Consider the following 12,186-nt stretch of genomic DNA (forward strand, 5'->3'; position numbering starts at 1 on the left):
AGCGATGACCGGGAAGGCATCTGACTTCCCTACGCTGGCATTATCCAGATCAGGTAATACGGGTATTTCTCAGCCTTCACAAAGAAGGGCACCCCGAGTCATGTAGATTACATTTCTTTATTAATTACCAGCTTAGGGGATGTAGCCTGGCGATGCAAGCTTGCACTTACGTTTATCCTTTCTTCACGCTGTACCTCACCTTGTACCCCAATTTGTCTCTCACATGAAATCAATAAAATTCTTATTGTTAGTATCTCGCATAACCGTTCCTTTACCCCTTTCCCTCTATCATTACTATCGCTTTGCACTCAGTCACTCGTTGATGCACCTGCCTTTAGAATCTTTTTTGTAATCCTATCAATCTAATTTTCTAATTAAGAGAAATAAAAACATCATTTTTTACAACAATTCAATCACTGATTGATAGCAATCAAAACCCTGTTTTATTCTCGATTAAAAATATTTTTCTCCACGACAAAACACCCTTCATTCAAAAGCTCCTGTTAATTCGAAAAGAAGGAGCTTTCACAAATATATTAATTAACCTTACTGAATGAACTTAATTTATACATTTTACGGCCAAAAAACATAAATATAATTAATGTATTTATGGGGGTCTGGCATGTGTTGGATTAAATGATAAATATCGTATCCACATGTATTTATTGGTTTTATTTAAAATAACTTTCGAAATAGCATTTTAGCTTTCAGTGCTTTTAGTGATCCAGATCAATATTCAAATTTATGTATTACAAGATAGTTACTACACGTTACGAAATAAGTGATTAAACAAAAATCGCTATAAGTCGTATGAAATTATCTCGATATAACAGGGTGTTATATCTTCCCGCCAGGATAGCGAAATAACCGAGTTTACTTTTGTGATAAGAGCTTTTAAATGAAAACTACCGTTAGGACTACTCTGGCTGTAATTGTGTTGGGTTCTATGTTCGCTGCTGTCATTCCTGCTAAGGCTGCACAATATACTGTTACTTCACCTAACTCCGGGTTAGAAATTCGTGGTAACGATGGTGCAAGCTACGATCTGGATGCTGTTACCCGTACCACTGTAGATAATACAAACCAAATACAGCAAGAGCATTTAACAAACAATAACCAACAAGGTTTGATTATGCAAAATGCTAACGATATTAGCTCTGTTAATAGCAAGCTTGATAGCGTCAATAAACAGCTTACAGATTCTATTGTAGATGAAAGTAACGCCCGTTCTGGTGCTGATAGCGCTTTAGGTCAAAGAATTACAACACTTGAGAATGCACCTAAGCCAACTAACGGCGTTGATGGTAAAGACGGTGTTAACGGTAAAGACGGGGCTACAGGCGCTAAAGGGGATAAAGGCGACACGGGCGCCACTGGTGCTGTAGGTGCTAACGGGAAAGATGGCGTTGATGGTAAAGATGGAGTAACAACAACCGTTACCAAAGTGCAAGTAGATACAGCTACACAAGCTAAAGTAGATAGCAATAGCAAACAAGTAGCTGGTAATACTGTTGCTGTTGATAATGTTCAGTCACGCCAACAAGCCCAAGAAACCACTATTCGGCGCCATAGCTCACAACTTTCTAATCATGAAGAACGTATTACAGCGTTAGAAAATGAAAATAATAACAACTTCCAGAATCTGAAAAATGACGTAGATAACAACCGTAAACGCGCTGCTGTTGGCGTGGCTTCTGTTGCTGCTATGTCTAACATTCCACAGGTTACAGATTCTCAAACTTTCGCTATCGGGGCTGGTGTGGGTGAATACGATTCACAAGGTGCTATAGCTGTAGGCTTCTCTGCTCGTGTAACAGAGCGTGTAGTAACTAAAGCCTCTGTTGGTGCTGGTTCTTATGGCGGTGCTACTGTGGGTGCTGGCGTATCTTACGGATGGTAAGCATTTAATTCCAGCTCTTCTAATGAAGGTTTTGATTAAAAATTTATTAGACAAATGTTCGATATGAAAAAATCTTCCTATGTAAAATAGGATATTTTAGGATGGTTGGCTTACTTTGTGGTTGTTATGACAACGGCTAAAGCAGTGGGAGTATTTTAAAATTAAGCCAGTTAACCACCGTTGCCCCTACAAACTCATCCCCATGAATTTTAGCTCACTGGTTCTCTGTGATTATACTGATGATAGCGATTATGGCAAAATATGTTTTTCTTTCTGCTGCATTGTATTTGATTTTGATTGTTGTAGGTATCTGGATTGGGTTTATGTGGAACAATTTTAGCTGCATATTCTGAGGTGATGATTAGATTTTATCTTTAATCACATTAAACAGGAATTCACAATAGTGAAAATGTATGTTTATTTATTGGCTATTGTTAGTGTTATCACTGGATGTACTTCTAGTCGTGTACCAAAAGCCACTACTTACAGTGATTCTTCCCCTTCTTCGGTGTGTGCTGCATTAGGGATAATGAAAGCATCTAACAATAAAGAAGATTTCAATAAAACCAGGGATGTAGTGAAGCGGAGAATTAAAGAGGGTAATTTCAATATAAAAGCAAGTGAGTGTGAAGAAATAGCTTTAAATTCTATAGGTGCATTTAAATTAATTTCTGTTGATAGCGTTCTAATTTAAGGTGATGGTAATGAATAAATTTTTAAGTGTTGCACTAGTTGCTGGTGTTACTACTTTCTTAGCTGCTTGTTCTTCTCCTGCTCAGCGTATGGCTAAATGTGAGGCGCAAGGCATTAGTAAAGACACTTGTTATCTTGCAGAATCTCAGCACAAAGAAGCTATTAACAATGCTTCTTACAATGCTGCTTATGCTAACACTCGTGATGCTGCTGCGGGTACTGGTGTTTGGGCTAAGAATAGCAAGAAACATCACCACGACGATTAATAATCATAGGTGTCTATCATGAGAAAAGTTTTATTAGTTGTTCTGCTTTCTGTTGCTGCTTTTAACGCTTCCGCTATCAGCCAGCATCATAGACAAGAGTTATCTAAATCTGGATGTACACAAGTAGATGAAGCAAATGGAAAATGTAGCTCTTCAAAAGAGCATAAACCAAAAACTTCTACCCCGACAACTCAAGCAGACCATGTGATGAATATGTCTATTTCTAGTGCTTCTGAATTTCTTCTCTCTAAAGGATGGAAGCCTAATAATGGTAAATGGCATAAACAAGGTTACACACTTACGTTAGTGGTTGAAGATGATATAGTAGTAAACTCACAGATTTCAAAATAATTTAGGGAACACTCATAAAAGTAAGTGGCATATAATTTATTTTAATAAAGAACTCTTATCAATAAGTCTTTAGTGTATTGCTAAAGCCGCCCTTTAACAGATGGGCGTTTTTTTCAATTACACTTATTAGGGGAGATTAAAATGATTTGGTTTGTATGTTCAATTACTATTTTAATTTACTTGATTGGGTTAGGAAAGGATAAACAGATCAAGCACCTTGAAATGTGTAGGAGTTACGTTGTCGAAAAGCTGGAAGCTACAGAAGAAGAATTAGTTAATGCTTTGCATCGCATTGAAGATCTTGAGCTAGATTTAGAATGTGAAAAACTGAGGAACAAAAACTAAACTTTTTGACTGACAGCAAGTAATACTATTACAATAATCCTCATGCAGAAGATTAGAGGGGCTTTATCGTGGCTATTAAATCTGTTGTATGTTCAAAATGTCTTAAGTCCATTCCATCCAATGAGTTAGATATTCATTTATCATCTGATTGTGTAACATCACACCTTGATAGCTCTCTTAGCCCTTGCTGCTGGTGCAATATTCCTGTTTTAAACCGCATAAAAAACACTCATGAAAATCATTGCAAGAAAAACCCTAAAGTAATTGAAGCAAAACTAATTCAAGAAAAGATCAGAGAACGTGATACAACTAAATGTATTGGTTGCAAAGGAATAATCACTAATAAAAATTTAAAATCTCATTATACAAAATGCAAACGGTATAAACAGGCTATTATTAATGAAAATAATAAAAAAGCTGAATTTGCAATTCGTAAAGCGACTACACAAACCATCAATTTAGATAATGCTACTCCTTGCGCTTTTGATGATGTGCATCGTTTAGCCGCCAATATACGTAAAGGCTCTTTTGAAAGTAGATTAGCAAAAGCTAAAGAGCTTCTCACTAGACATAATGGTAATTATCGTAAAGCGTTCTATGATATTGATTCATTGAAAACAGAAGCAGACAAGAAACAATCATTGATTGTTGAAAAGAAAAAACCAGTAAAAAATAAGGAAGTTCTACCCTCTCAAACTTTTTTCAATAAAGAAGCATATCAACTTGCTATTCGTTCTATGAACATAGGAGAAGCCTGGAGACTTTCACACAATGAAGAAGAAGCTAGATTGTTTCTAGAGGCTCATACCGCTAATTTTGCTCTTCTTAACCTTGCTATACCAGCTTATGCATTAGAAGCGCCTGTAGAGCCTCCTATGAAGCCTGAGAGGGTGTTAGAAGCTTCTTCTGTTCCTGTTCGTGGTGAGAAGGTAGAGATCAGCTCTATAGGGCGTGATTCGTCTGATCAGGCCATTTTTCGTAATGCTGTTAGTTCCAACTATAACCATTGCTGTGCTATCACAGGTGACTCTATAGCTGTTGAAGCTTGCCACATCCAAACACATAGCGATCACTATGATAACTGTGTAGATAATGGGATTATGTTGAGTGTTGGTTTGCATCGTCTTTTTGATGCTGGAATTATGGTTATAGATGCTGATTCTATGACTGTGAATTTTATGCAAGATTGTTTCTACAAGAAACACTTAGAAGGTGCTCCAGTGAGACAAGGAAAGATACCCATTAACAAAGATAAATTGAAAACGAAAAATCTATGTATAGATTGAGTAAGAAAGAGAAAGCAAATCAGCCATACATTAAGTCATTAAACAATGGTTATAGATTTGTTTTAATTGGAAGGAATGAAGCGATATAAAAGCCAGGTAGGTTTAAACTTGAAATTGAGCCATTTAAAAATATATTTTATGACTCTAGGATTAAGGAAATAGAAAAATTATTATATGTTGATTAAATATATAATCATAGGTTATCACTATTGTATAACTCATTACCTAAGCTAACCCGGCTCTTATGTTTTCATTTTTCGTTGTCGCAGTTCGCTCAGGTAGTACCTGTAACCTGCTCCCCGTATGCATTGCTGCGTTTTTAACACGCATGAGAAAATTAATTTTAAAACAGTAAATTACGGCAACACATAGAAACACACAGATGGGTTTACATTGGATTAACCTGAAAAACTGTAGCATTACTAACAGCCAATGAAGTTTAGCTTAAACCACTTTGATTTTAAAAGCTTTCCTGTAAAATCCTCTTTCCTTGCTAGTTCCTTTCAGGAGTATGATTCACGATCAATACCAGCAAGGATTTGAGGGATATTGAATGCCAGTTGATGAAAGTATAATCCCAACATCAGGAACGGCTATACATCCTGGGGGAGTAAGGCAACTAACGTTAGGTGAGATAGCTCTTGCTAAAACGCTGTTCGGCGGCAGCCTTATCTATTATAAAATCTGGGTACATCGTGAAAGCTACCTTCCCTTCAATTTACAACCTGTAGACGTTGCCATGACGCCTAACGGTGAACTTTGGTTTAGAGAAGGAACCTATTCACCAGATTTTTCATTAGAGCGTGATATACAAAAGAAACATAGATTCATGCATGAAATGGTTCACGCATGGCAAGCGCAAAAGGGAATGTTTGTAAGAACCAGAGGGCTATTCTCTCGTTTCGCTCATTATGATTACAGCTTAGATAAAGCTGATTTTCTTCATTACGGAGGCTTTGTTGAATAAATCGAACTTTTGCTGAGTTGAAGGATCAGATCACGCATCTTCCCGACAACGCAGACCGTTCCGTGGCAAAGCAAAAGTTCAAAATCACCAACTGGCCCACCTACAATAAAGCCCTCATCAACCGTGGCTCCATAACTTTCTGGCTGGATGATGAAGCTATTCAGGCCTGGTATGAGTCAGCAACACCTTCTTCACGAGGCAGACCTCAGCGCTATTCTGACCTTGCCATCACGACTGTGCTGGTCATTAAACGCGTATTCAGGCTGACCCTGCGCGCTGCGCAGGGCTTTATTGATTCCATTTTTTCTCTGATGAACGTTCCGCTACGCTGCCCGGATTACAGCTGTGTCAGCAGGCGGGCAAAGTCGGTTAATGTCAGTTTCAAAACGCCCACCCGGGGTGAAATCGCACACCTGGTAATTGATTCCACCGGGCTGAAGGTCTTCGGTGAAGGCGAGTGGAAAGTCAAAAAGCATGGCCAGGAACGCCGCCGTATCTGGCGTAAGCTGCATCTCGCCGTTGACAGTAAAACACATGAAATCATCTGCGCTGACCTGTCGCTGAACAACGTTACGGACTCAGAGGCCTTCCCCGGGTTAATCCGGCAAACCCACCGGAAAATCAGGTCAGCCGCCGCCGATGGCGCTTACGATACCCGGCTATGTCACGATGAACTGCGGCGTAAGAAAATCAGCGCGCTTATCCCTCCCCGAAAAGGTGCGGGTTACTGGCCCGGTGAATATGCAGACCGTAACCGTGCAGTGGCTAATCAGCGAATGACCGGGAGTAATGCGCGGTGGAAATGGACAACAGATTACAACCGTCGCTCGATAGCGGAAACGGCAATGTACCGGGTAAAACAGCTGTTCGGGGGTTCACTGATGCTGCGTGACTACGATGGTCAGGTTGCGGAGGCTATGGCCCTGGTACGAGCGCTGAACAAAATGACGAAAGCAGGTATGCCTGAAAGCGTGCGTATTGCCTGAAAACACAACCCGCTACGGGGGAGACTTACCCGAAATCTGATTTATTCAACAAAGCCCATTACGGACTAGAACAGCAAGCATCTATAGCTAGTGATTATTGGTTACTCGTAACTTATGGATTTAATAGAGACACAACATACTTAGCTGAATATAGAGATTATAATCCTAATATGTCTAATCATGAATTAATAAGAAAATATAAAGCAGTATTGAAAGGATTCCCCGGATGAAGAAATTACTAATCTTTCCAATAGCATTCCTCCTTTCCGGTTGCCCTGGCGGAGGTGTTCCGGTAGCTGAACATCGTAGCGTGTTTATTCAAGGTGATACTATTTGCTTCACTGTAAATAAAACTGACGTTTTAGAACGTTATAGCATTTATTACTGGCCTAAAAAGAAATACACGGTAATTAAATCAGATGATAATATTTCTTTATCATATCCAAATACATGTTTCATCGTTAATCTAAAGAACGGCTATAAATATAATATTTCTTATAGCCTCAATGGAAAAAGTTATTCATACCAATTTTTTATTGACAATGATGGGAATCGCTAATTATGTCACTACCAGCTTATTTATTTTTGTATGATGAAAATGGAATGCAAGTTGTAGGTAACTGTATGGCACTTGGTCGAGAAGGTGCTATAGAGGTGATGAATAGTAGCTATGGTGTGAGGCAACCTGTTGATAGTAACACAGGAAGTATGACCGGATGTAGACAACATAGCCCTGTTGTTATTCATAAACAACTTGATAAAGTAAGTCCTTTCTTTGCTATTGCGGTATGTGAACAAAAGAGATTTCAAAAAGCCGTGCTTAAATATTATGAAATTATTGAGGCAGGAGTAGAGGAAGAAATTTATAACATCACCTTAGAAAGTGTTGTTGTTTCTTCTGTCGATTTTACTCATGTTTATTATCCAGGTAGTTCTACACCTAACATGCATGAAGTTGTAGGGCTTAGATTCCGTGGTATTGAATGGAATTATGTCAGAGGTAATATTAAGTATGATGATGCATGGATGAAACCAGCAAAACAGAAAGACACTCAATAGCCAGGTACCCTTCTCTTCATCTTCTGTCACGGGAACAGACTGCGCTGAGAAAATTAAATAGATACAAAAGGCGACGTCGATCGCCTTTTTTAATTGCAGGTATTACAGAATATGGACGCCAGGACCGCTGTAAGCCCCTACCCTGACGTCGCCGGTGTTAATCTAATTGCCACGCCCCGCCATGTATAAGCGATGCTCCCCCCGTCCAGGCAAACAACGCCAGCTCACGGCAGTCTGCATCAGGATATATACGGCTGCTGAGGCAAGCCTCGCCCTCGTTAACAAACACTTCCACGGAAGAGCAGTCAAAGAACAGGCGCAGACTGAGCGAATCGTTCAGGTTAAGCGCGACACTTCGGGTACCGCACAGTCCATACTGTGGATAGTGTCGCTCCAGCACCAGACGCTGCATCTGCACATCAACATAGAGGCGTAACCCGTCGCCAAGACGAATGCCGTATTGCTCCGCGCTGCTGTTAGCGCAATCCCACTGCAGAATAACCTCCATCGCGTCGCAGTGTTCCACCAGCGTCATCTGCTGATTATTAAGCGTAGTTATCGGCCAGGGGAACCACGCCCCGCGCAGGGTTTCAACTTCTTTGGCCGGCCGCATTTGCAGATGATTATCCGCACTCAGCGTCAGCTCGCGCGGTAAAGAGAGCATGCCTGCCCAGCCATCCTTCTGTTCCGGTAGCGGGGATTCCCACATGTCCAGCCAGCCGATAACGATGCGTCGGCCATCCGGCGTCAGGAAACTTTGCGGCGCATAGAAATCATGCCCGTAATCCATCTCCGCAAAATCACCTTCACGCAAAAAGGGCTGACCGGGCTGCCATTCGCCCACCAGATAGCCGCTCTGGAAAAGATTGCGATTTTTAAATCCGTCTGCGGCCAGTCCCTGAGGAGAGAACATCAGCACGCGTTTGCCGTTGAGCGTGAAGAAGTCCGGGCATTCCCACATATAACCCATCTCTTTTTCAGCCACCGCGAGCACGCCCATATCCTGCCACTCTCGCAGATCGGCAGAACGGTACGCACGCACCTGTCCCGTATCCCCCTCTCGTGCGCCAACGACCATGTACCACCACTCCCCTTCCCGCCATACTTTCGGATCGCGGAAATGATGCAGGCCAGGCGGCGTGTCAATGACGGTCCCGTGCCGCTCAAACCGGATGCCGTCACGGCTGGTTGCCAGGCACTGAACCTGATACAGATTGCCCTCATCCCCTGGATCGCCATGGAATTTGTGGCCAGTGTAGATCAGCGCCAGCGTACCGCCATCCACCACCGCTGAACCCGAAAAGCAGCCGTCCTTGTCGTCTGGTCCTTCCGGCGCCAGCGCAACCGGGAGGTGCTCCCAGTGAACTAAATCCTGGCTGCGCGCATGGCCCCAGTGCATCGGACCCCATTGGGTCGAGTACGGATGATGCTGATAAAAAGCGTGATACCAGCCGTCAAACCAGACCAGACCATTCGGGTCGTTCATCCAGCCGGCACGCGCGGCGAGGTGGTAACGGGGATACCAGCGCAGGTTAAGCCCTTCGCGTCTGGACTGCAGTTCCTGTTCTGCTTTCGTAATGGAATACGTCATTTGTCTACTCTTTCGATCAGATGGTGGAAGGTTGCGGCATGAGCGGGTCAGAAGAGGACTTACCCGAGCGCAACAGGAAGATGGAGATAAACGTGGTGCTGAATACCAGTAGCCCCATGATGAGATAGGACTGGGCAAAGCCGTACTTCTCATAGCTGTAGCCTGCCAGCGGCGACAAGACCGAGGCAATCACCGAGCTTGTACAGGCAAAGCCCACCAGATAGAGGGTGGAAGAGAGGCGCTTATCAAAATGCAAACTGTTGTATTTAAAGATTGAGACCAACAAAACGGGCAGCTCAACAGCGTGTAATAGCTTGGTAATGGAGATCAATACCGGCCCCTCAACCAGACCCGATGCCACCATACGCATCGCCATCACCATTCCCGCGAAAATCAGACCATTCTTCGCGCCAAGGCGATTCACCAGCCACGGGGCACAAAACATACCAGCCGCCTCAAGGAACACCTGGAAGGAGTTGAGATAGCCGTACATGGCGTTCCCTTCCTGCAACGTCGGGAACTGGGAGGAGAAATAGACCGGGAACTGCTGGTCGTAAACGCCATAAATACAGGTGCCGATAACGAAAAACACCAGCGCCCAGAAGCGCGGCAGCGTCAGCAGCCGCAAGGCGTCTTCCAGCGTGACCTTACCGCCGGACACCGCCTCCTGCATGGCGTGCGGGGCGGAAGAGACCCTGAGACGAGCCAGCAACACAAAAAACACCAGCCCGGCGCAGCTCGCCACCGCGAAGTTCAGCTTCGGGTTAATGTTAAACAGGAGCCCCGCAAAAAAAGTTGCCGCCGCCCAGCCAAGCGATCCCCACATCCTCGCCTTGCCGAACTCAAACTGGCTCTGGCGGGCCACGCGCTCGGTATAGGACTCCAGTACCCCTATTCCGCCGTTAAACGTCAGGCCGATATAAATCCCGCCGAAAATGCTGCCGAGTAAAACGTTAACCTGCAGCAGATAACCAAATAGCAAAAAAGCTGGACCAGAAAGAATGAGCAGACAAGTCAGAAACCAGAGCAGGTTTTTACGCAGACCGAGTTTGTCCTGAATGAATCCATAGCAGATTTGAGCAAAAAGTGCAGAGACGGAAAGCACGGCATAGATAACGCCGGTATCCCCCGCTTTTAAGCCCACTTCCTGATGAAGCCAGATGGAGAGCAACGAGCCTGAAGATGACCAGGTGACAAAAAAGAAAAACAGTAATGCGCTCAGTAAAGGGTAGCTGTGAGAGTGATGCGTTTTCATCATGACATTCTCATGTTGGAGTAATGACTCAATGGTAACGTTAACATCATTTCTTTCTCATGCTGTTTGGCTAAGATTTAAGATGTTAATCACGAAAGTTAACGTTAACATTAAAAGAATGAGATCGCGATCAAATATTCATCACTGAGGTAAGCATGACCAGGCCTGGGCATCAGCCTTCCTTTTACATCAGCGACTTAGTTGTATACCCTCTCACACAGAGCACTAACGGAGTAAGAAAATGGCTTCCCTGAAGGACGTCGCAAAGCTGGCTAACGTATCGCTGATGACGGTTTCCCGCGCGCTTAACACCCCGGAGCGCCTTAAACCGGAAACGCTGGCGCGCGTTCAGTTGGCTATCGAGCAGACCAGCTACGTGCCTGACCTGTCCGCCAAGAAAATACGCGGTGCGCATGCCTCGCCTAAAACCATAGGCGTACTAGCACTCGATACGGTGACGACACCTTTCTCGGTAGAGATTACGCTGTCCATTGAAGAGACGGCCCGGATGCACGGCTGGAACAGCTTCGTGATGAATATGTTTACCGATGATAACCCGGATGCCATTGTCGACCTTCTCCTCTCTCATCGGCCTGACGGGATTATCTACACCACCATGGGTTTACGTCAGGTTCCTCTCCCGGCCAAACTCCTCACCCTTCCCTGCGTGCTGGCTAACTGCGAAAGTATCAATGAAAAAGTTGCCAGCTACATCCCTGATGATGAACAGGGACAGTACACTGCCGTGCATGCGTTACTCGCCGAGGGTTATCGACAGCCCCTGTGCCTGCATTTACCCGTGGACCATCTGGCCACAACCCGACGCCGTCAGGGGCTGGAACGTGCATGCTATGAAGCTGGGCTCGACCCGAACAGTCTGGAACATAGCTATATGGCGTTCGGGGACGAGCACTATCGTGACATTCCGTCAGTTTTGCTGGCGCACATTCAGAACGGCATTCCCCGATTCGACTCCGTTATCTGCGGCAACGATCGTATCGCATTGATGGTGTACCAGACGCTACTGGCTCAAGGGCTTCGCATCCCACAAGATATTGCGGTTATCGGTTATGACAATATGGTGGGCATTGGAGAACTCTTTCTCCCCCCTCTTTCAACGGTTCAACTGCCACATTATGAAATTGGACGTCTGAGTGCCCTGCATATTATTAACGGTGAAAACCATCGGGAAACAACGCGTGTTGAAAGTCCATTTTTAATGCGCGATTCCGTTGCGCATCTATAGAGACCAGGAATTTTTGCATATCATGGTGGCAAGGAGGTCGTATACCTTCTTTTATGTCAGCGAATGGCACGATTTGTCACACTCTTTTTTCTGCTTTTACACTCCAGGCCGACTGCCCATAACCGGCTGTTTTACTTTGTTATAAAGTGCAATTTTCTTTCAGAAAAGAGGGATATTCCCTCCCCTGTGCCCCATGTCACAAAACAGTAAACAAATTAACCATTGAGCCCCGTGGCAAAAG

13 protein-coding genes and 1 riboswitch are annotated in these 12,186 nt (G+C 43.8%); of the genes, 11 read left to right on the plus strand and 2 right to left on the minus strand.

Annotation, left to right across the window (positions count from 1 at the left end; translation table 11 throughout):
* Positions 1 to 9: 9 nt before the first annotated feature.
* Positions 10 to 106, minus strand: a riboswitch (TPP riboswitch).
* Between the two features lie 792 nt (positions 107 to 898).
* The 10 genes from AAHF05_RS14685 to AAHF05_RS14730 all read left to right on the plus strand — a co-directional run bounded on the left by AAHF05_RS14685 (position 899) and on the right by AAHF05_RS14730 (position 7,853).
* A complete protein-coding gene (locus AAHF05_RS14685) occupies positions 899 to 1,900 on the plus strand; it encodes a YadA C-terminal domain-containing protein (RefSeq protein ID WP_129325491.1) in 1,002 nt (333 codons plus the stop codon).
* Between the two features lie 403 nt (positions 1,901 to 2,303).
* Complete coding sequence (locus AAHF05_RS14690) at positions 2,304 to 2,594, plus strand: hypothetical protein (RefSeq protein WP_129325490.1); 291 nt, start codon at positions 2,304 to 2,306, stop codon at positions 2,592 to 2,594.
* 10 nt (positions 2,595 to 2,604) lie between these two features.
* A complete protein-coding gene (locus AAHF05_RS14695) occupies positions 2,605 to 2,859 on the plus strand; it encodes a hypothetical protein (RefSeq protein WP_374936350.1) in 255 nt (84 codons plus the stop codon).
* Between the two features lie 18 nt (positions 2,860 to 2,877).
* Entirely contained in the window at positions 2,878 to 3,210 is a 333-nt protein-coding gene (locus AAHF05_RS14700; RefSeq protein WP_129325488.1) for a hypothetical protein, read from the plus strand.
* 141 nt (positions 3,211 to 3,351) lie between these two features.
* Positions 3,352 to 3,555: a hypothetical protein gene (locus tag AAHF05_RS14705; protein WP_129325487.1), complete on the plus strand. Its 204-nt coding sequence runs from the start codon at positions 3,352 to 3,354 to the stop codon at positions 3,553 to 3,555.
* Positions 3,556 to 3,623: 68 nt separating this feature from the next.
* Positions 3,624 to 4,841 (plus strand): HNH endonuclease signature motif containing protein, encoded by a 1,218-nt coding sequence (locus AAHF05_RS14710; protein ID WP_129325486.1) that lies wholly within the window; start codon positions 3,624 to 3,626, stop codon positions 4,839 to 4,841.
* Positions 4,842 to 5,394: 553 nt separating this feature from the next.
* Entirely contained in the window at positions 5,395 to 5,808 is a 414-nt protein-coding gene (locus AAHF05_RS14715; protein WP_241697911.1) for a type IV secretion protein Rhs, read from the plus strand.
* 17 nt (positions 5,809 to 5,825) lie between these two features.
* A complete protein-coding gene (locus AAHF05_RS14720; RefSeq protein ID WP_165356696.1) occupies positions 5,826 to 6,794 on the plus strand; it encodes an IS5-like element IS903B family transposase in 969 nt (322 codons plus the stop codon).
* Positions 6,795 to 7,020: 226 nt separating this feature from the next.
* The gene (locus tag AAHF05_RS14725) at positions 7,021 to 7,353 is read left to right on the plus strand and encodes a putative T6SS immunity periplasmic lipoprotein (protein WP_129324321.1); all 333 of its coding nucleotides are present in this window, start codon (positions 7,021 to 7,023) and stop codon (positions 7,351 to 7,353) included.
* Positions 7,354 to 7,355: 2 nt separating this feature from the next.
* Entirely contained in the window at positions 7,356 to 7,853 is a 498-nt protein-coding gene (locus tag AAHF05_RS14730) for a type VI secretion system tube protein TssD (protein WP_129324320.1), read from the plus strand.
* Positions 7,854 to 8,010: 157 nt separating this feature from the next.
* Here the strand turns inward: AAHF05_RS14730 and AAHF05_RS14735 are convergent, their stop codons facing one another.
* Both AAHF05_RS14735 and AAHF05_RS14740 read right to left on the minus strand, forming a co-directional pair.
* A complete protein-coding gene (locus AAHF05_RS14735) occupies positions 8,011 to 9,444 on the minus strand; it encodes a glycoside hydrolase family 32 protein (RefSeq protein ID WP_129324319.1) in 1,434 nt (477 codons plus the stop codon).
* Between the two features lie 16 nt (positions 9,445 to 9,460).
* A complete protein-coding gene (locus tag AAHF05_RS14740; RefSeq protein WP_028016340.1) occupies positions 9,461 to 10,702 on the minus strand; it encodes an MFS transporter in 1,242 nt (413 codons plus the stop codon).
* A gap of 238 nt (positions 10,703 to 10,940) precedes the next feature.
* Here AAHF05_RS14740 and AAHF05_RS14745 point away from each other — a divergent pair, with 238 nt between their 5' ends.
* The gene (locus tag AAHF05_RS14745; RefSeq protein WP_129324318.1) at positions 10,941 to 11,945 is read left to right on the plus strand and encodes a LacI family DNA-binding transcriptional regulator; all 1,005 of its coding nucleotides are present in this window, start codon (positions 10,941 to 10,943) and stop codon (positions 11,943 to 11,945) included.
* Positions 11,946 to 12,186 lie beyond the last annotated feature (241 nt).

The sequence above is a fragment of the Enterobacter adelaidei genome, assembly GCF_041937165.1.
GTDB classification, from domain to species: Bacteria; Pseudomonadota; Gammaproteobacteria; order Enterobacterales; family Enterobacteriaceae; genus Enterobacter; species Enterobacter adelaidei.